This window comes from Streptomyces sp. NBC_01276, from assembly GCF_041435355.1.
Taxonomy (GTDB): Bacteria; Actinomycetota; Actinomycetes; order Streptomycetales; family Streptomycetaceae; genus Streptomyces.
The window spans coordinates 2,211,059-2,230,482 of sequence record NZ_CP108442.1; the positions used below are offsets into that span (position 1 = coordinate 2,211,059).

General features: G+C 71.4%; 18 protein-coding genes and 1 riboswitch. Of the genes, 10 read left to right on the plus strand and 8 right to left on the minus strand.

Going from position 1 to position 19,424, the window contains the following annotated elements; genetic code table 11:
* Nucleotides 1–14 precede the first annotated feature (14 nt).
* Nucleotides 15–1,454 carry a gamma-aminobutyraldehyde dehydrogenase gene (locus tag OG295_RS09185; RefSeq protein WP_371676444.1) on the minus strand — a complete coding sequence of 480 codons (1,440 nt, stop codon included), beginning with the start codon at nucleotides 1,452–1,454 and terminating at the stop codon, nucleotides 15–17.
* A 170-nt stretch (nucleotides 1,455–1,624) separates the two neighbouring features.
* On the opposite strand from OG295_RS09185, the gene OG295_RS09190 reads away from it, so the two are divergent.
* The 10 genes from OG295_RS09190 to OG295_RS09235 all read left to right on the plus strand — a co-directional run bounded on the left by OG295_RS09190 (nucleotide 1,625) and on the right by OG295_RS09235 (nucleotide 11,378).
* Nucleotides 1,625–2,128, plus strand: a complete 504-nt coding sequence (locus tag OG295_RS09190) for an Lrp/AsnC family transcriptional regulator (protein ID WP_007266859.1) — start codon at nucleotides 1,625–1,627, stop codon at nucleotides 2,126–2,128.
* Complete coding sequence (locus tag OG295_RS09195; RefSeq protein WP_371676445.1) at nucleotides 2,113–3,492, plus strand: aspartate aminotransferase family protein; 1,380 nt, start codon at nucleotides 2,113–2,115, stop codon at nucleotides 3,490–3,492. Before OG295_RS09190 ends, OG295_RS09195 begins: the two co-directional genes overlap by 16 nt.
* A 224-nt stretch (nucleotides 3,493–3,716) precedes the next feature.
* Entirely contained in the window at nucleotides 3,717–4,472 is a 756-nt protein-coding gene (locus OG295_RS09200; RefSeq protein ID WP_371676446.1) for an ABC transporter ATP-binding protein, read from the plus strand.
* Complete coding sequence (locus OG295_RS09205; protein ID WP_371676447.1) at nucleotides 4,454–5,536, plus strand: hypothetical protein; 1,083 nt, start codon at nucleotides 4,454–4,456, stop codon at nucleotides 5,534–5,536. Before OG295_RS09200 ends, OG295_RS09205 begins: the two co-directional genes overlap by 19 nt.
* A gap of 26 nt (nucleotides 5,537–5,562) precedes the next feature.
* A complete protein-coding gene (locus OG295_RS09210; RefSeq protein ID WP_371676448.1) occupies nucleotides 5,563–6,654 on the plus strand; it encodes an LOG family protein in 1,092 nt (363 codons plus the stop codon).
* Between the two features lie 90 nt (nucleotides 6,655–6,744).
* Nucleotides 6,745–7,650 (plus strand): hypothetical protein, encoded by a 906-nt coding sequence (locus tag OG295_RS09215; RefSeq protein WP_371676449.1) that lies wholly within the window; start codon nucleotides 6,745–6,747, stop codon nucleotides 7,648–7,650.
* Between the two features lie 100 nt (nucleotides 7,651–7,750).
* On the plus strand, nucleotides 7,751–8,356 hold the full coding sequence (locus OG295_RS09220) for a hypothetical protein (RefSeq protein ID WP_371676450.1): 606 nt from the start codon (nucleotides 7,751–7,753) through the stop codon (nucleotides 8,354–8,356).
* A gap of 89 nt (nucleotides 8,357–8,445) precedes the next feature.
* Complete coding sequence (locus OG295_RS09225) at nucleotides 8,446–8,691, plus strand: ferredoxin (RefSeq protein WP_371676451.1); 246 nt, start codon at nucleotides 8,446–8,448, stop codon at nucleotides 8,689–8,691.
* On the plus strand, nucleotides 8,688–10,082 hold the full coding sequence (locus tag OG295_RS09230; protein ID WP_371676452.1) for an NAD(P)/FAD-dependent oxidoreductase: 1,395 nt from the start codon (nucleotides 8,688–8,690) through the stop codon (nucleotides 10,080–10,082). Before OG295_RS09225 ends, OG295_RS09230 begins: the two co-directional genes overlap by 4 nt.
* A 48-nt stretch (nucleotides 10,083–10,130) precedes the next feature.
* Nucleotides 10,131–11,378, plus strand: coding sequence for a cytochrome P450 (locus OG295_RS09235; RefSeq protein ID WP_371676453.1), 1,248 nt, complete (start codon nucleotides 10,131–10,133; stop codon nucleotides 11,376–11,378).
* Nucleotides 11,379–11,505: 127 nt separating this feature from the next.
* Here OG295_RS09235 and OG295_RS09240 read toward each other — a convergent pair whose 3' ends face one another.
* From OG295_RS09240 to pyrH, 7 genes are all read right to left on the minus strand, one after another.
* On the minus strand, nucleotides 11,506–12,531 hold the full coding sequence (locus OG295_RS09240) for an ABC transporter ATP-binding protein (protein WP_371676454.1): 1,026 nt from the start codon (nucleotides 12,529–12,531) through the stop codon (nucleotides 11,506–11,508).
* Nucleotides 12,531–14,147, minus strand: coding sequence for an ABC transporter permease (locus OG295_RS09245; protein ID WP_371681143.1), 1,617 nt, complete (start codon nucleotides 14,145–14,147; stop codon nucleotides 12,531–12,533). The genes OG295_RS09240 and OG295_RS09245 overlap by 1 nt, the downstream gene beginning before the upstream one ends.
* Nucleotides 14,148–14,203: 56 nt before the next feature.
* The gene (locus OG295_RS09250) at nucleotides 14,204–15,304 is read right to left on the minus strand and encodes a thiamine ABC transporter substrate binding subunit (RefSeq protein WP_371676455.1); all 1,101 of its coding nucleotides are present in this window, start codon (nucleotides 15,302–15,304) and stop codon (nucleotides 14,204–14,206) included.
* Nucleotides 15,305–15,389: 85 nt separating this feature from the next.
* A riboswitch (TPP riboswitch) is annotated at nucleotides 15,390–15,499 on the minus strand.
* A gap of 58 nt (nucleotides 15,500–15,557) precedes the next feature.
* Nucleotides 15,558–16,670: a 23S rRNA (adenine(2503)-C(2))-methyltransferase RlmN gene (gene rlmN, locus OG295_RS09255; protein ID WP_266842615.1), complete on the minus strand. Its 1,113-nt coding sequence runs from the start codon at nucleotides 16,668–16,670 to the stop codon at nucleotides 15,558–15,560.
* Nucleotides 16,671–16,763: 93 nt separating this feature from the next.
* The gene (locus tag OG295_RS09260) at nucleotides 16,764–17,840 is read right to left on the minus strand and encodes a phosphatidate cytidylyltransferase (RefSeq protein ID WP_371676456.1); all 1,077 of its coding nucleotides are present in this window, start codon (nucleotides 17,838–17,840) and stop codon (nucleotides 16,764–16,766) included.
* Nucleotides 17,840–18,397 carry a ribosome recycling factor gene (gene frr, locus OG295_RS09265; protein ID WP_030227444.1) on the minus strand — a complete coding sequence of 186 codons (558 nt, stop codon included), beginning with the start codon at nucleotides 18,395–18,397 and terminating at the stop codon, nucleotides 17,840–17,842. Before frr ends, OG295_RS09260 begins: the two co-directional genes overlap by 1 nt.
* Nucleotides 18,398–18,493: 96 nt before the next feature.
* Entirely contained in the window at nucleotides 18,494–19,273 is a 780-nt protein-coding gene (gene pyrH / locus OG295_RS09270; RefSeq protein ID WP_280918379.1) for a UMP kinase, read from the minus strand.
* Nucleotides 19,274–19,424 lie beyond the last annotated feature (151 nt).

Sequence of the window (19,424 nt, forward strand, 5' to 3'; positions counted from 1 at the left end):
ACGGTCGCGGCGGATCAGCTGTCGAGCGAGGTCATCACGTGCTTGATGCGGGTGTAGTCCTCGAAGCCGTAGGCGGAGAGGTCCTTGCCGTAGCCGGACTTCTTGAAGCCGCCGTGGGGCATCTCGGCGACGAGCGGGATGTGGGTGTTGATCCACACACAGCCGAAGTCGAGGTTCTTGGACATGCGCATCGCGCGGCCGTGGTCCTTGGTCCACACGGATGAGGCGAGGGCGAACTCGACTCCGTTCGCGTACTCCAGGGCCTGCGTCTCGTCCGTGAAGGACTGGACGGTGATGACGGGGCCGAAGACCTCGTTCTGGATGATCTCGTCGTCCTGCTTGAGGCCCGAGACGACGGTCGGGGCGTAGAAGAAGCCCTTGTCGCCGACCCGGTGGCCGCCCGCCTCGACCTTGGCGTGGGCGGGGAGGCGCTCGATGAAGCCCGCGACCTGCTGGAGCTGGTTGGGGTTGTTCAGCGGGCCGTACAGCACGTCCTCGTCGTCCGGCTGTCCGGTCCTGGTCTCCGCGGCGGCCTTGGCGAGCGCGGCAACGAACTCGTCGTGGATCGACTCGTGGACGAGTACGCGGGTGGCGGCGGTGCAGTCCTGACCGGCGTTGAAGTAGCCGGCGACGGCGATGTCCTCGACGGCCTTGGCCAGGTCGGCGTCCTCGAAGACCACGACCGGGGCCTTGCCGCCGAGCTCCAGGTGGACGCGCTTGACGTCCTTGGAGGCGCTCTCGGCGACCTGCATGCCCGCGCGCACGGAACCGGTGATGGAGGCCATCGCCGGGGTGGAGTGCTCGACCATGGCCTTGCCGGTCTCGCGGTCGCCGCAGACGACGTTGAAGACGCCCTTGGGCAGGACGGAGTCGATGATCTCCGCCATCAGGACGGTGGAGGCCGGGGTGGTGTCCGAGGGCTTCAGGACCACGGTGTTGCCCGCGGCGATCGCCGGGGCGAACTTCCACACGGCCATCATCATCGGGTAGTTCCACGGCGCGACCTGGGCGCACACGCCGACCGGCTCACGGCGGATGATCGAGGTCATCCCGTCCATGTACTCGCCGGCCGAACGGCCCTCCAGCAGGCGCGCGGCGCCGGCGAAGAAGCGGATCTGGTCCACCATCGGCGGCAGCTCCTCGCTGGCCGTCAGGCCCAGCGGCTTGCCGGTGTTCTCCGACTCGGCGGCGACGAGCTCGTCCGCGCGCGCCTCGAAGGCGTCCGCGATCTTGAGCAGGGCCTTCTGCCGCTCGGAGGGCGTGGTGTCGCGCCAGCCCGGGAAGGCGGCCGCGGCGGCGGCCATGGCGGCGTCCACGTCGGCCTGGCCGGACAGCGGGGCGGTCGCGTACACCTCTCCGGTGGCGGGGTTGACCACCTCGGTGGTCCGCCCGTCGGCGGCGTCCTTGAACTCCCCGCCGATGTAGTTGCGCAGACGACGCAGTTCGGTGGTCACTACAGCCACTCTCCTGATCACATGTCCAATGATTGAGACGACCCCCAAAGACTAGCCCCTCCGGCGACGCTTTCGACAGAGCCAGACACCACCAACTACGAAATCCGTGCAATCGGAGACCTCCCGCAACGGATTTCATCGATTACGGGTTGCGGAACGGACGACTCCTCGTGCACAGTGAGGTCGTGGTCAGTCGAAGCGCAGATTCCAGGAACAGACAACCGTCCCCTTCGGTCGATGCTGTGTCCCTGGCGATCATCGAGCAACTCCAAGAGGACGGTCGCCGTCCCTACGCGTCGATCGGCAAGGCCGTCGGCCTCTCCGAAGCCGCCGTCCGCCAGCGCGTCCAGAAGCTGCTGGACCAGGGCGTCATGCAGATCGTCGCCGTCACCGACCCGCTCACCGTGGGGCTGAGACGCCAGGCCATGGTCGGCATCAACGTCGAGGGCGACCTCGACCCGGTGGCCGACGCGCTGACCGCGATGGCCGAGTGCGAATACGTCGTGATGACCGCGGGGTCGTTCGACCTCATGGTGGAAATCGTCTGCGAGGACGACGACCACCTGCTGGAGACGATCAACAAGAAGATCCGCACGCTCCCCGGCGTGCGATCAACCGAGAGCTTCGTTTACCTGAAGCTCAAGAAGCAGACCTACATGTGGGGAACCAGATAACCGTGAGCCAGGACCTCTCCAAGACCGCGTACGACCACCTGTGGATGCACTTCACCCGCATGTCGTCCTACGAGAACTCCCCCGTCCCCACCATCGTCCGGGGCGAGGGCACCTACATCTGGGACGACAAGGGCAAGCGCTACCTGGACGGCCTCGCGGGCCTGTTCGTGGTCAACGCCGGTCACGGCCGCAAGGAACTGGCCGAGGTCGCCTACAAGCAGGCGCAGGAACTCGCGTTCTTCCCCATCTGGTCGTACGCGCACCCCAAGGCCGTCGAGCTGGCGGAGCGCCTCGCCCACTACGCCCCGGGCGACCTGAACAAGGTCTTCTTCACCACCGGTGGCGGCGAAGCCGTCGAGACCGCCTGGAAGCTCGCCAAGCAGTACTTCAAGCTGCAGGGCAAGCACACCAAGTACAAGGTCATCTCCCGCGCGGTCGCCTACCACGGCACCCCGCAGGGCGCCCTGTCCATCACCGGCCTGCCGGCCCTCAAGGCCCCCTTCGAGCCGCTGGTCCCCGGCGCGCACAAGGTGCCGAACACCAACATCTACCGCGCCCCGATCTTCGGCGACGACCCGGAGGCCTACGGCCGCTGGTGCGCCGACCAGATCGAGCAGGAGATCCTGTTCGAGGGCGCCGACACCGTCGCCGCCGTCTTCCTGGAGCCGGTGCAGAACGCCGGTGGCTGCTTCCCGCCGCCGCCCGGGTACTTCCAGCGCGTCCGCGAGATCTGCGACGAGTACGACGTGCTCCTCGTCTCCGACGAGACGATCTGCGCCTTCGGCCGTCTCGGCACGATGTTCGCCTGTGACAAGTTCAACTACGTGCCGGACATGATCACCTGCGCCAAGGGCATGACCTCGGGCTACTCCCCGATCGGTGCCTGCATCATCTCGGACCGCCTCGCGGAGCCCTTCTACAAGGGCGACAACACCTTCCTGCACGGCTACACCTTCGGCGGCCACCCGGTGTCCTCCGCCGTGGCCCTGGCCAACCTCGACATCTTCGACAAGGAAGGCCTGAACCAGCACGTGCTGGACCAGGAGGGCAACTTCTTCAACACCCTGAAGAAGCTGCACGACCTCCCGATCGTCGGCGACGTCCGCGGCAACGGCTTCTTCTACGGCATCGAGCTCGTCAAGGACAAGGTCACCAAGGAGTCCTTCACGGACGAGGAGACCGAGCGCGTGCTCTACGGCTTCCTCTCCAAGGCGCTCTTCGACAACGGCCTGTACTGCCGCGCCGACGACCGTGGGGACCCGGTCATCCAGCTGGCCCCGCCGCTGATCGCGGACCAGGGCACCTTCGACGAGATCGAAGGCATCCTGCGCTCGGTGCTCACCGAGGCCTGGACCAAGCTGTAACCCCGGCGCCCCCGGCCCCGGCCGGGCGCCGAACCGTCCGGCACGGCAGCGGCCGGACGTAGCGATAGTCCGATCACACGGCCCGGATCCTCCGTTCGAGTGAGAACGCGGGGGTCCGGGCCGTGTGCTGTCACCATCCAAGACGTTCATCTCTTTACATCTCAGTGCGGCGCCAGTGACCGAAGGGGCTCCGCTTCGTTCCCCCGGACGGAGGTGTGTACGCCATGGTGGCTCCATCGGACAATGCCCCACCGGACAATGACGTGCTCTGGGCACGGTCCCTTCACTACTCCCACGGCGGCTCCCCCGGACTCATCGGGGTCACCGCCGGAGTGCGCCAGGGCGAGATCCTGGCCGTGACCGGCCCGCGCGGCAGCGGGAAGACCACGCTGCTGCGCTGCCTGACCGGCCGGCTGGTGCCCGAACAGGGCGAGGTCTGGTTCGACGGCGTCCCCGTCCACACCCTGGGACCCGTCGCCCGCGAGCGGCTGCGCCGCGACCGGTTCGCCTGGATCGGACCCGAGCCCCAGCTGCTGCCGGAGCTCAAGGTGTGGGAGAACACAGCCCTGCCCCTGTTGCTCACCGGCGCCACGCACCGCGCCGCCAAGAACGCCGCCTGCGCCTGGCTGGACCGCCTCGACATCGGCGGGTTCGCCCGCAAGCGCCCCGGCGCCCTGACCCGCGCCGAATGCCAGCGGGTCGCCCTCGCCCGGGCCCTGGTCGGCGAGCCCGCCGTGCTCTTCGCCGACGAGCCGACCGCCCCGCTGCACCGTGCCGAGCGCGCCCTGCTGCTGCGGACGCTCACCACCGCCGCCCGCTCCCACGGGATCACCGTGGTGCTGGCCACCCACGACGAGGAGACCGCCGCCCAGGCGGACCACCGGCTGGACCTGCTCGACGGCCGCCCGGCCGGGGCCGCCACGGCGGCCGACTCCCCCCGGACCACGGAGGACCAGGCCGCGTGCTCGCTCTCCGCCTAGCCCGCGGCTCCCGCCCCGCGGTCCAGCTGCGCCGGATGCTCGTCGCCGCCGCCTCGGCCGGTACCGGGTTCCTGCTGCTGTACGTCCTCGCTGAGGCGATGGCCCGGCCCGCCGGATCGCTGCCCCGGCTGCTGTGGGCCCTCGTGCCGCTCGCCGCCACCGTGCAGTTCGCGGTGGCGGTGGCCCGGACCGACCCGGCGACCCGGCCCCGCGAGGGCCTCGACGCCGTCGGCCTGGGACCCGTACGGCTCTCCCTGGTCGGCGCGGTCTCCACCGCCGTCGCCTGCGCCCTCGGCAGCGCCCTGGCCCTGGCCGTCTTCCTGCACCTGCGGGGCGAACTGACGGGCCTGCCCTTCGACGGCGCGGGGGCCGGGCTGCTCCACGCCGACCAGCCGCTGCCGGTGGCCGGGGCCCTCACCCTGCTGTCCCTGATCCCCCTCACGGCCTCCGCCGCCACCGTCGTCGCCCTGCGCCCCCGCCCCCCGGCGGCCGGGCTCAGTCCCCGGTCGGGAGTGCCCTGGGGCGTGGCGCTGGCCGCCAGCGGGCTCGCCGTCGAGACCTACGCCGGCCCGCGCGGCGCGGCCGTTCCGGCCGGCTGGGTCCTGATCGCGGTCGGGCTGGCCCTCGCCGGGCCCGGTCTGGCCTACGCCTGCGGCACCCTCGTCCAGGCCGTCCGCCCCGGCGCGCTGCGGCTGCTCGCCGGGCGGGCCCTCCAGGAGGAGGCCCCCCGTCTCGGCCGGCCCCTCGGGGTGCTGTGCGCCGTCGGCGCCGCCGCCCTCACCTCGATGGCCCTGGGCGACCGGGGCGGCTCCCTCACCCCGCTCGGACCGCTGACCGGTCCGGCCGCCGCCCTCGTGGCCCTGTGCGCGGGCGCGACCCTTCTCACATCGGCCGCCGAATCCCGCCACTCCCGCTCCGCCGCCCGGGCGGCCCTCCTGGACCTCGGAACACCGGGAACGGTCCTGCGTACGGCCGTGACCGTGCGGGCCGCCGCACTCCTCGTCGTGTGCCTCCCGCTCAGCTGGGGTGTGGCGCAGCTGACGTCGCTCGCCTTGACCCGCTGAGCGGACCAGCGCCTAGTGTGGGCCGAATGGTCAACGCAGACATCGAGATCGAGACGCTCGCGGAATTCGACCGGGTCGCGGCCCGGGGCTCACTGAGCGGCTACCGCGTCCAGTCGGTCAGCCTTCTGGAGCGGACGTTCGCGCTGCTGTCCGCCGACACCTCCGACGCCGTGTTCCTGGGCTGCGCGATGGAGCCCGACGCCTCGGCGAAGGTCCGCGCGGACGGCGCGCTCGTCTTCCCCCCGGTGCCGGACCTGCCCTTCGACCCGTACCGGGGGCGGCTGTACACGGCCGACGAGCTCTTCGCCGGCCTCGCCGACGGTTACGGGTCCACCCCGGACGCCCAGGCCTACGCCTGGTTCCAGGAGACCAAGGCCGACGGGGACGTCTTCTCCTCGATGCTCCGCTCCGTCCACGACGACGCGGTCTCCGATGCCCTCGACGAGCACCTCGCGGGTGCCCGCGTGGTCGGCGTGATGGGTGGCCACGCCGTGGACCGCGGCGGCCGCGACTACCGGGGCGCCGCCGAACTCGGCCGGGAGCTCGCCCGGTCGGGCATGACCGTGGCCACCGGCGGCGGGCCGGGTGCCATGGAGGCCGCCAACCTCGGCGCCTACCTGGCGCCGGCCCCCGACGGAGCCCTCACCGAGGCGCTCGACATGCTCGCCAAGGCGCCCTCCTTCGCCCCGTCGGTCTCCGACTGGGCGCGCGCCGCCTTCGCCGTACGGGAGCGGTGGCCCGAGGGCGGCGACTCCGTCGGCATCCCGACGTGGTTCTACGGTCACGAGCCGCCGAACCCCTTCGCGGGCCACATCGCCAAGTACTTCGCGAACGCCACCCGCGAGGACGGGCTGCTCGCCCGGTCGACGGCGGGCGTGGTGTTCCTGCCCGGCGCGGCGGGCACCGTGCAGGAGGTCTTCGACAACGCGACGCCCAACTACTACGCGTCGGGGTCCGTACCGGCCCCTATGGTCCTGGTCGGCCGCGCCCACTGGACCGGGCACCTGCCGGTGTGGCCGCTGCTCCAGGCGCTGGCGCGCGGCCGCGCGATGGAGTCCCGGATCGCGCTGGTGGACTCCGTGGACGAGGTCCCGGACGCCCTCGCCTCGATGCGCTGACTTCTCACCCGCTCCGCAGGCAACTTCCGGGGCCGTTCACACGTCTGGTCTAGGTACCGCAAAACCTGCCAGACGTGAACGGAGCCCTCTGTGCTCATAGGCCTGCTGACCGCTGTCGCGGCGTCCATCTGCTACGGCACGGGATCCGTCCTGCAAGCCGTGGGCTCGCGCCGGGCCGCCCGGACCTCGCCGGCCGCCGCCGGGGTCACGGCGCACGGCGGACCGAACCTCACCTCGACCGCCAAGGCGGCGATGACCTGGGAGTTCATCGTCGGCACGATCCTCGACTTCGTCGGGTTCGGACTGGGTGCGCTGGCCGCCCGGATGCTGCCGCTGTTCCTGTCCCAGACGGTCATCAGCGCGAACCTGGTCATCACCGCCGTGCTGAGCGTCAAGATGCTGGGCATCCGGCTGACCCGCAAGGAGTGGGCCTCCATCGGAGTGGTGTGCGCGGCGCTGGTGCTGCTCGCCACGGCCGCCGGTCACGAGGGCGGCCACCACGCCCCGATGGCCACGCACTGGTGGCTGCTCGCGGTGACCGCGCTGATCATCGTCGGCGGCACGGTGGCCGTGCGCTTCCTCGGCGCCCGGGCGGCGATCCTGGCGGGTCTGCTCTCGGGGCTGGCCTTCGGCGCGCTGGGCGTCGGGGTGCGGATCCTGGACGGCGTCGAGCCCTTCGCCCTGGGGACGATACTCGCCGACCCGGCCCTCTACGCCATCGTGCTGGCCGGCGCGGGTGGCATGTACCTGCACACCGTCGCCCTCCAGATCGGCTCCGTCAACGGTGCGACGGCGGCGCTGGTCGTCGGCGAGACGGTGCTCCCGGGAGCCATCGGCGTGCTCTGGCTCGGCGACGCCTCCCGGCCGGGACTGGCCTGGCTGGCCGTACTGGGCTTCGTCCTGGCGGTCACGGGCGCCGTGGCGGTGGCCTGGTACGGCAACCACGAAGGGGCCGGGGAACCGGCGCCGGAGCCCGTCCCCGAGCCCGTGTCCTGACGCGCGGGCGCCCCGGCAGCGGCCGCGGGCCCGCCACCCCCGTTCACCCCCGCGGGTGCCCGGGGTGGCGGGCCCGCGGCCGCTGCCGCTTGCTGGGTGCATGGAGACCACCACCGCCCGGATGGAGACGCCGCGCGCCGCGGGTGCGGCCGGGGTGCTCTTCGCGCTGCTGCTGGCGGCCTCGATCGTCCTGGTCCGCTACGCGCTCCCGTCGGACGCCGCCCACGCCCCCGTGGATCCCGACCGGCGCTGGGCGGTGAGCGCGGCGCTGGAGATCGTCCCGTTCGCGGGGATCTTCTTCCTCTGGTTCATGGGCGCCCTGCGCGCCCACACCGGGGACGCCGAGGACCGGTTCGTCGCCACCGTCTTCCTGGGCAGCGGCTTCGTCTTCACGGCCGCCCTGTTCGTCGCCGCGGCCGCGGCGGGCACCGTCCTCCAGGAGAGCACGACGTCGTCCGGCTTCGGCCGCTCCTTCGCCTACACGGTGCTGACGACGTACGGGATGCGGATGGCGGCCGTGTTCGTCTTCGCGACCTCGACCATCGGCAGGCGCCTCGGCGTCTTCCCGCGGCCGCTGGTCCTGCTGGGCTTCGCGGCGGGCCTCCTCCTGCTGCTGGCCGGCTCCTCCCTGCCCTGGTCCGAGCTGCTCTTCCCGGTCTGGGCGCTGGCCGTCAGCGGGTACATCCTGCGGGTGAGCAGGCACTAGTCCTCCCGGCAGGCGACCCCGGGGTGGTACGTGCATTCTGGAGGTCGGGGGTGACGGGGGTGATCGAGCCACGGAAAGGCTGATGCCTCATGAGGCTTGTCGTCGACCTCAACCGCTGCCAGGGATACGCCCAGTGCGCGTTCCTCGCTCCTGAAGTGTTCGCGATGCACGGTGACGAAGCGCTGCTCTACGACCCGAACCCGGTCGCGGACGGGGAAGCGGACGGAGAGCTGCGCGGGAACGTCACCCGGGCGGTGGCCGCCTGCCCGGTCCGGGCGATCCTGCTGGAGCTGGCGGACGGCCATGCCGGGGACGGACCCGGAGGCGCGTCATGACCGCCGACGGCAGCCTGGAGCGGCTCAAGCGCGAGGGGCGCATCGTCGTCGTCGGCGCTTCGCTGGCGGGCCTGCGGGCCGCCGAGACCATGCGGGAGAAGGGCTTCACCGGCTCCCTCACGATGATCGGCGACGAACCGTACGAGCCCTACGACCGGCCCCCGCTGTCCAAGCAGGTGCTGCTGGGCCGGGCCGGCCCGGAGGGCACCGCGCTCCCCCGCCGCCGGGACATCGGGGCCGAGTGGCGTCTCGGCGTCCCCGCGACCGGCCTGGACATGGCGGCCCGCCGGGTCCGCCTCGGCGACGGGAACGAGGTGGAGTACGACCGGCTCCTGATCGCCACCGGCGTGCGGGCCCGGCCCTGGCCCCAGGCGGACGAGGCCGCGCTCGACGGGGTCTTCGTACTGCGCACCCGTGACGACGCGGCCGCCCTGGAGCAGAAGCTCGCCGCCGGACCGCGGCGGGTGCTGGTGATCGGCGCCGGTTTCACCGGCTCCGAGATCGCCTCCGCCTGCCGGGAACGCGGACTGCCCGTCACGGTCGCGGAACGGGGCGCCGCACCGCTGGTCGGCGCACTGGGCGGGGTGATCGGCGAGGTGGCCGCCGAGATGCACCGCGAGCACGGGGTGGACCTGCGCACCGGGATCATGGTGACGGGGCTGGAGGGCGACGCCACCGGGCGGGTCCGCGCGGCGCACCTGTCCGACGGCACCACGCTGGAGGCGGACGTGGTGGTCGTCTCCCTCGGGGCCATGCGCAACACCGAGTGGCTGGCCGGGTCCGGGCTGGGCGCGGGCCCCCGCGGCATCGCGTGCGACGCGGGCTGCCGGGCCTTCGACATCCGGGGCATCGTCACCGACGACATCTACGTGGCGGGTGACGTGGCACGTTCCCCGCACGCCCTGTTCGGGTACCAGTTCCTGTCCCTGGAGCACTGGGGCAACGCGGTCGCGCAGGCGGAGACCGCCGCGCACAACATGCTCAGCGAGAGCACGGACCGCCGCCCCCACCTGTGGGTGCCGGCGTTCTGGTCCTCCCAGTTCGGCGTGAACATCAAGTCGGTCGGGGTGCCCTCCATGGGCACGGAGATCATGATCACCCAGGGCTCGCGCGGCGAGCGCCGGTTCACGGGCGTGTACGGGTACCAGGGCCGCGTGATCGGCGCCGTCACCTTCGACCAGTCGCGGTGGCTGCAGTTCTACGAGCGGCTCATCGAGGAGACCGCGCCCTTCCCGCCGCCGTTCACCACCGTGGACCGCAGGCCGGAGGGCAACCGGCCGATGCCCGCGGACTTCCCCGACCCCTCGGTGCCCACGCACGGCCCGACCATCACCCTCAGCGGCTATTCGCCGGCCGACCGGCGGATGACCTTCACCCCCGCGCACCACTGACCCGGACGCGCCCTCCCCGGAGGAGTGCGAGGAGCACGAGGCCCCCTCATGACCCAAGACATCCTGCGTCAGATCCTGGACTACTCCAACCGGGCCGACCCGTACCCGCTCTACAAGGAGCTCCGCCGGACACCGGTCTACCACGACGGCAGCGGCCCGTTCGTCGTCAGCACCTACTACGAGATCCAGGCCCTGCTGCACGATCCGCGGATCAGCTCCGACGCCCGCAACCTGGCGTCGGCGGCCGACGACCCGCTGGCCGAGCCGGGAGAGGAGGAGGAGACGGTCCTTCCGCCGTCCTTCCTGAAGCTCGACCCGCCCGAGCACGACCGGCTGCGCCGCATGACCAACCGGCCCTTCGGCCCGCCGCACTCCCCGCACCGCGTCCACGACATGCGGGGTGACCTGCACGACATCGTCAAGGGCCTGATCGACAAGATCGCGGAGAACGGCAACGCCGAACGGATCGACCTGGTCGAGGAGTTCTCCTACCCCTTCCCGGTGACCGTGATCTGCCGGCTGCTGGGCGTGCCGCCGGAGGACGAGGCACGCTTCCACGTCTGGGCGGACACCCTCGCGGCGAGCCTGGACCCGGATCCGGACGCGGACCCCAAGGAACGCGAGAGGCGTACGCACGACTCCCGCATGGAACTCGGCATGTACCTGTCCGGGCTGATCGAGGAACGGCGCAAGAACCCGACCGGCGACATGCTCTCCGAGCTGGTCACCGGGAACAGCCCGGACGGCACCATGACGACGATGGAGGTGCTGAGCACCGCGGCGCTGCTGCTGATCGCCGGTCACGAGACCACCGTCAACCTGATCACCAACGGGATGCTCACGCTGCTGCGCCATCCGGAGGTCCTCGACCGGCTGCGCTCCGAGCCGGAGCTCTCCGTCAACCTCGTGGAGGAGCTGCTGCGCTACGAGCCCCCGGTGCAGCTGGTCCCCCAGCGCAGCACCCTCGCCGACATCGAGGTGGCGGGCGTGTCCATCCCCAAGGGCGCCTCGCTGTGGCTGGTCCTGGCCGCCGGGAACCGTGACCCCCTGCGGTTCGAGGACCCGGACCGCTTCGACCCGGACCGCGAGGACATCCAGCACCTGGGCCTGGGCAGCGGCATCCACAGCTGCTTCGGGGCACCGCTGGCCCGGCAGGAGGCCCAGCTGGCCCTGAGCGAGCTGGCCCGCAGGCTGGAGAACCCCCGGCTGCTGGCCGACCCGCCCCCGTACCGCCAGAACGCGGTGCTGCGCGGCCCCCGCCACCTGCCGATCGCCGTGGACGGCATCCGGCCCTGAGGGCGCTGAAGGCGCTGAGGGACCTGAGGGACTGAGGGATCCGAGGGCGCCGAGGGACTGAGGGATCCGAGGGCGCCGAGGGATCAGAGGATCAGAGCGCCGGGCGGTCCCCCGCGGGCCACGGCCCTCAGGGCCCGCCCGGCAGGACGACCACCTCGGACGGGGTGAAGGTCACCCGGACCCGGTCGCCCACGGCCGGAGCCCCCGTGAGGCCGCACTCGGCCTCCAGCACCGGTCCCTCCTCGGGCCTCAGCAGCAGGGCCACATGGGTGCCCCGGAAGGTGCGCGAGGCCACCTCGCAGCCCAGTCCGTCCGCCCCCAGACGTACGCCGACGGGCCGGATCAGCAGCCGCCGCTCGCCCTCCGGCGCCCCGGCGGGAACCGGGACCTTCCCCCACGGGGTCTCCGCCGCGCCCCCGGACACCGTGGCCGGGACCACGTTCTCGAAGCCGAGGAAGCGCGCCACGAACTCGGAGGCCGGCCGCTCCCAGACCTCCAGCGGGGTCCCGGCCTGCGCGATGCGCCCGTCCCGCATGACCACGACCCGGTCGGCCAGCGCGAAGGCCTCGCCCTGGTCGTGGGTGACGGCGAGCACGGTGGTGCCGAGGCGGGAGAACAGGGAGCGCAGTTCCACGACGAGCCGTTCCCGCAGCCCCCGGTCGAGCTGGCCCAGCGGCTCGTCCAGCATCAACAGCCGCGGTGAGGGGGCGAGGGCCCGGGCCAGGGCCACCCGCTGCTGCTCACCGCCCGACAGCGAGGCCACCGCCCGGCGCTCGGCGCCCGGAAGGCCGACCAGCTCCAGCAGCTCCGCGACCCGGGCGGCCGAGGACCCGCCGGAGGCACCCCGCATCCGCAGTCCGAAGGCGACGTTCCCGCCGACGTCCCGGTGCGGGAACAGCTGGTGGTCCTGGAACATGAGACCGACCCCGCGCCGGTGCACGGGGACCGCCGCCTGGTCCGCGTCACCGAGCAGCACCCGCCCGCCGGACACGGGCTGCAACCCGGCCACCACCCGCAGCAGGGTGGACTTGCCGCTGCCGCTCGGCCCCAGCACGCAGACGATCTCGTGCTCGGCGACCTCCAGGTCCACCGCGTCCACGACGGCCCGCTCGCCGAAACGGACCGATACGCCGTCGAGCCGGAGCAGGGTCATCAGAACTCTCCCGAGGTCGTGGCGGGTCGCAGCCGTTCCAGCAGCAGCAGGGACACCGCGCACACCAGCATCAAAATCGTGCTCAGGGCCATCGCCTGCCCGTAGTTCATCTCCCCGGCCCGCCCCAGCAGCCGGGCCACCGCCACCGGCAGCGTCGGGTGGTCCGGCCGGGCGATGAACACCGTCGCCCCGAACTCCCCGAGCGAGACGGCGAAGGCGAAGCCCGCCGCGATCAGCAGCGCCCGCCGCACCAGCGGCAGGTCCACCTCCCGCCAGGCCCGCAGCGGCGACGCCCCGAGCACGGCCGCCGCCTCCCGCAGCCGGCCGTCCACGGCCCGCAGCACGGGCAGCATGGTCCGTACGACGAACGGCACGCCGACGAGCGCCTGCGCCAGGGGCACCAGGATCCACGAGGTCCGCAGGTCCAGCGGCGGCTCGTCCAGCGTGATCAGGAAGCCGAAGCCCACCGTCACGGCGGACACGCCGAGGGGGAGCATCAGCAGCGCGTCGAAGCCCCGCACCAACGACCCGCCGCGACGGGTCAGCGCCGCGGCCGCGAGCCCTCCGACGAACAGGGCGATGGCGGTGGCGGCCAGCGCGTACTGCAGGGAGTTCCAGATGGCCTCCAGCGGCGGCACCAGAAACGTTCCGCCCCCGGAACCCGCGTCCTGCAGCGCCCGGTAGAACCCCAGCCCGTACCCGCCGGGCGCGTCGAAGGACCGCTCCACCAGCACGGCCAGCGGGGCCACGATCAGCAGTGCCACGGTCAGCAGCACCCCGCCGAGGAGGCTCCACTGGGCCCAGCCGCGCGGGCGGTGCGCGGTGTGCGCCGGGTCCACGAGCCGCAGCGCGGTCTCGCGACGGCGCACGGTCCGGGCGTGCACGGCGAGGATCAGGCCGACAGCGGCGAACTGGACCATCGTCAGCACCGCGGCCGTCGGCAGGTCCAGGAGCTGCGCGGTCTGCCGGTAGACCTCCACCTCCAGCGTGGAGTACGCGGGCCCGCCCAGGATCTGCACGACGCCGAAGGAGGTGAAGGTGAACAGGAACACCATCAGCGAGGCCGCTGCCACCGCCGGTCCCAGCGCGGGCAGCGTCACCCGTCGCCAGGCGGCGAACCGCCCGGCGCCCAGGACCCGGGCGGCCTCCTCCTGGCGCGGGTCCAGCTGGGCCCACAGCCCGCCGACGGTGCGGACCACGACGGCGTAGTTGAAGAAGACGTGGGCGAGCAGGATCGCCCAGACGGTGGTGTCCAGCCGGACGCCCCACAGTTCGTCGAGCAGCCCGCCCCGCCCCACCAGGGCCAGGAAGGCCGATCCGACCACCACGGTCGGCAGCACGAACGGCACGGTGACCAGGGCCCGCAACGGTTGTTTGCCGGGGAAGTCGAAGCGCGCGAACACGTACGCGCCGGGAAGGGCGATCAGCAGGGTGAGCACGGTGGAGGCGAACGCCTGCCACGTGGTGAACCACAGGACGCCCGCGATGTCGGGCCGGGCCAGCACCTCGCCGACGCGCCCGAACTGCCAGCCCTCGTCCGTCTTGAGCCCGCGCCCCACGATCGCGGCGACGGGATAGGCGAAGAACAGCCCGAAGAAGGCGAGCGGCACCGCCATCAGGGCGAACCTGACGGCGGTGGCGCGCCCGCCCGCCTTCGGGGAGCCGTCCCGCACTACTTCACGACGAGCGAGGACCATGCCTTGACCCACTGGTCACGGTTCTTGGCGATGGCGTCGGGGGCGACCGTTTCCGGCTTCTCGACGACCACGCCGTGCTTCGTGAACACCTCCGGCAGCTTCGCGTCCTTGACCACCGGGTTCACGAACATCTGGAGCGGCATGTCCTCCTGGAACTTCTTGCTCACCAGGAAGTCGATGAGCGTCTTGCCGCCCTCCTCGTTCTTCGCGCCCTTGAGCAGGCCCGCGAACTCGACCTGGCGGAAGCAGGTGCCGGTGGCCACGCCCGTGGGGGCCTCGGCGGGCTGCGGCTCGCCGTAGAGGACCTCGACCGGCGGGCTGGAGGCGTAGGAGACGACCAGCGGACGGTCGCCCTTGGCCTTCTTGCCGCCCGCGGAGCCGGAGAAGCGCTCGTTGTAGGCCTGCTCCCAGCCGTCGACGACCTCGACGCCGTTGGCCTTGAGCTTGCTCCAGTAGTCCTTCCAGCCGTCCTCGCCGTACTTGCCGACGGAGGCGAGCAGGAAGCCGAGGCCGGGCGAGGAGGTCGCGGCGTTCTCGGTGACCAGCAGGTTCTTGTACTCCGGCTTGGTCAGGTCGTCCAGCGTCTGCGGCGGGGCGATCTTCTTGTCGGCGAAGTAGGCCTTGTCGTAGTTGACGCAGATGTCGCCGGAGTCGACCGGGGTGACACGGTGCTGCTGGTCGAGCACGAACTCCGGCTTGACCTGGTCCAGGCCCTTGGCCTGGTACGGGGTGAAGATCCCGTTGTCGAGGGCGCGCGAGAGGAGCGTGTTGTCGACGCCGAAGAAGACGTCGCCCCGCGGGGAGCCCTTGGTGAGGATCTCCTGGTTCAGGGCGGCGCCGGCGTCGCCGGACTTCAGGACCTTGACGGTGTAGCCGCTCTGCTGCTCGAACTCCTTGAGGACCGTGTCGGTCACGTTGAAGGAGTCGTGGGAGACCAGGGTGATCGTCTTGGACTTCGGGGCGTCGCTCGCGCCCGCCGGCTTGTCCTTGGTGTCGCCGCCGCCGCAGGCGCTGAGCGTGCCGACGCCCAGCGCGGCCACGAGCGCTGCGCCCGCGATCTTCTTGGTGGTGCTCACTGGTGAATTCCTCCTGGGATGTCCAGGAGAAGACGCGGCCCTGCCCGGCGCTCTGTGGGAGCGGACGCCGGGCAGGGCGCAACAGCTTGAGTGATGACCGAACTTCCTACCCCGAATGACCGGGGCGAGGTTCAGAGGGTCTGCGGATGACGGTTACCGCACTCTCAGCGCTGTGGCGCTCCCCTGTCGGAATGATGAAGTTGTCCGGCCACAGGGTACCCCGTGGCCGATTACGAGCGATCGCGGCCGGAATCTAGCGCTCGGAGGCGGCCAGCTGGCCGCACGCGCCATCGATCTCCTGGCCACGGGTGTCGCGTACGGTCACGGGCACACCGTGCCGGGCGATGGCCTCGACGAAGGCCTTCTCGTCCTCGGGACGCGAGGCGGTCCACTTCGAGCCCGGGGTCGGGTTCAGCGGGATCAGGTTGACGTGCACGCGCTTGCCCTTGAGCAGGCGGCCGAGGAGGTCACCGCGCCAGGCCTGGTCGTTGATGTCGCGGATCAGCGCGTACTCGATGGAGATGCGCCGGCCGGACTTCTCGGCGTACTCCCAGGCCGCGTCGAGGACCTCGCGGACCTTCCAGCGGGTGTTCACCGGGACCAGGGTGTCGCGCAGCTCGTCGTCCGGCGCGTGCAGCGAGACGGCGAGACGGCACTTGAAGCCCTCGTCGGCGAAGCGCAGCATGGCCGGGACCAGGCCGACGGTGGAGACGGTGATGCCGCGCTGCGACAGGCCCAGGCCGTCGGGCTCCGGGTCCGTGAGGCGGCGGATGGCGCCGACGACCCGCTTGTAGTTGGCCAGCGGCTCGCCCATGCCCATGAAGACGATGTTGGAGAGCCGGGCCGGGCCGCCGGGGACCTCGCCGTCGCGCAGCGCGCGCATGCCGTCGACGATCTGGTGCACGATCTCGGCCGTGGACAGGTTGCGGTCCAGGCCCGCCTGGCCGGTGGCGCAGAACGGGCAGTTCATGCCGCAGCCGGCCTGCGAGGAGATGCACATGGTGACCCGGTCGGGGTAGCGCATCAGCACGGACTCGACGAGCGTGCCGTCGTGCAGCTTCCACAGGGTCTTGCGGGTGGTGTCGTCGTCGCAGCTGATGTGCCGGACGACGTTCATCAGCTCCGGCAGCAGTTCCTGCTGGAGCTTCTCGCGCGACGCGGCGGGGATGTCGGTCCACTCGGCCGGGTCGTGCGCGTAGCGGGCGAAGTAGTGCTGGGAGAGCTGCTTGGCCCGGAACGGCTTCTCACCGATCGCGGCCACGGCCTCCCGGCGCTCGGCCGGGGTCAGGTCGGCGAGGTGCCGGGGCGGCTTCTTGGCCCCACGAGGGGCGACGAAGGTGAGCTCTCCCGGAACGGGGCGGGCCATGGCGGGTACTCCTTGTAAGACGAAAGGCGCGCCGCAGAAGCAGCGCGCCTTCCAAGAGTAACCGCCCGGCGTATCGCCCGGCTTTTCCGCAGGTCAGCCCGTACCCACGAAGGCCGCCAGCAGCAGCCAGACCACCGGAGCGGTCGGCAGCAGCGAATCGAGCCGGTCCATGATGCCGCCGTGGCCCGGGAGCAGGGTGCCCATGTCCTTGATGCCCAGGTCCCGCTTGATCATCGACTCGCCCAGGTCACCCAGGGTGGCGCTGACCGCGACCGCCAGGCCCAGCAGCAGGCCCTGCCACCAGGCGCCCCCGTCGATCAGGAACTCCATGCACAGCGCACCGGCCGCCATCGCGAAGGCCACCGCCCCGAAGAGTCCCTCGCGGGTCTTGCCGGGGCTGATGCGCGGGGCGAGCTTGGTCTTGCCGAAGCGCCAGCCGACCGCGTAGGCCCCGGTGTCGCTGACCACCGTCAGGACCAGGAAGGTCACCACCCGCTGGGGGCCGTCGTCGGCCGTGAGCAGCATCGCGACGAACGTGGCCAGGAAGGGCACATAGAACGCCGCGAAGACGCCCGCCGTGACGTCCTTGAGGTAGTCCTCGGGCGCTTCGGTCATCCGCCAGACGAGCACGGCCAGCGCCGTGAGCGCCATCGCCACCCAGGCGCCCTCGGCCCCCCGGACGTATCCGGCGATCACCATGGCCGCGCCGCCGACCGCGAGCGGGACGAGCGGGGCCTTGATGCCCTTCTTCTCCTGGAGCCGGGAGGTGAGCTCCCACAGGCCGACGACGACGGCGACGACGATCACACCGACGAAGACGGCCTTGACGATGAACAGCGAAGCGAAGATCACCGCGCCGAGGCCGACGCCGACCCCTATGGCGGCACGCAGATCCCGCCCCGCGCGCTTCTTCTGCGGCGGCGGGGAGGCGTCCTGCGGTACCTGCGAAGGCGGAGGCGGGGGGCTGGGCATGGGCTCCTGCGGCGGCGTCTCGGTGCGGAACGGGGGGCCGCCGAAGGCGGCGGCCCCCCGATCGCGTGCTTCCCGGTCGTCGAAATCACGGCCGGCGGCATCGGGCACGATGGACATGGGCCGAGTCTGCGGGCCCACCAGCGCATCGTATGCGGGACCCGCCGCCACCGGCTCGGCGGCCCAGGGAGAGTCGTTCATCAGACCTCGAGCAGCTCGGATTCCTTGTGCTTGAGCAGCTCGTCCACCTGCGCGACGTACTTCGCGGTGGTGTCGTCGAGCTCCTTCTCCGCGCGGCGCACCTCGTCCTCGCCGGCTTCCTTGTCCTTGACGAGCTTGTCGAGGGCGTCCTTGGCCTTGCGGCGCACGGAACGGATGGAGACCTTGGAGTCCTCGGCCTTGGTGCGCGCGACCTTGATGTACTCCTTGCGGCGCTCACCGGTGAGCTCCGGGAAGGTCACCCGGATGATGCGGCCGTCGTTGCTCGGGTTGACACCGAGGTCGGAGTCGCGGATCGCCTGCTCGATGTTGCGCAGCGCGGACGCGTCGAACGGCGTCACGATCGCCATGCGCGGCTCGGGAACCGCGAAGGAGGCGAGCTGGTTGATGGGCGTGATGGCGCCGTAGTAGTCCGCCACGATCTTGTTGAACATCGCCGGGTGCGCACGGCCCGTGCGAATCGCGGCGAAGTCCTCCTTGGCGACGACGACGGCCTTCTCCATCTTCTCCTCGGCCTCGAGGAGGATTTCTTCGATCACCACGTGCTCCTGCATGTCAGATGTGGATGGTTCAGGCGGGCGGGGCGGTGCGAGCCGCCCGGACCGGGCCCGGCCGGAGCCGGGCCGCGGTGGGGCTCAGGCCCGGGTGCCCTGGTCGCTCACGAGCGTGCCGATCTTCTCACCCTTGACGGCGCGGGCGATATTGCCCTCGGCGAGGAGTTCGAAGACCAGGATCGGAAGCGCGTTGTCGCGGCACAGCGTGATGGCCGTGGCGTCGGCGACCTTGAGGTCGCGGGACAGCACCTCGCTGTATTCCAGCGCGTCGAACTTCACCGCGTCCGGGTTGGTCTTGGGGTCGGAGTCGTAGACCCCGTCGACACCGTTCTTGCCCATGAGGAGGGCTTCGGCGTCGATCTCCAGGGCGCGCTGGGCGGCCGTGGTGTCGGTGGAGAAGTACGGCATGCCCATGCCGGCGCCGAAGATCACGACGCGGCCCTTCTCCAGGTGCCGGACGGCGCGCAGCGGGATGTACGGCTCCGCGACCTGGCCCATGGTGATGGCGGTCTGGACACGGCTGTCGATGCCTTCCTTCTCCAGGAAGTCCTGGAGGGCGAGGCAGTTCATGACGGTGCCGAGCATGCCCATGTAGTCGGACCGGGCCCGGTCCATACCGCGCTGCTGCAGCTCGGCGCCGCGGAAGAAGTTGCCGCCGCCGATGACGATCGCGATCTCGGCGCCGTCTCGGACCACGGCCGCGATCTCGCGGGCGATGGCGTGCACGACGTCAGGGTCGACACCCAGCCCGCCGCCGCCTGAGAAGGCTTCGCCGGAGAGCTTCAGCATGAAGCGGCGACCCTTCTTCTCGTGGTCGCTCTTGTCGTCGGAAGCGGTGTGGGTGTCCACGCCCTGATTCATGGAGATCTCCTCGTGCACATACGAAGAAGGCCATTGCCGGTGGGTCCTTGCGGTTCCCTCTACGGCAATGGCCTCCTCGTCAGATCTGCGGTCGCCTCGCGCGAGCGCGGACGACTGCTTCAGACCCTACCGGGGTCCGGTGTCCGTCGCG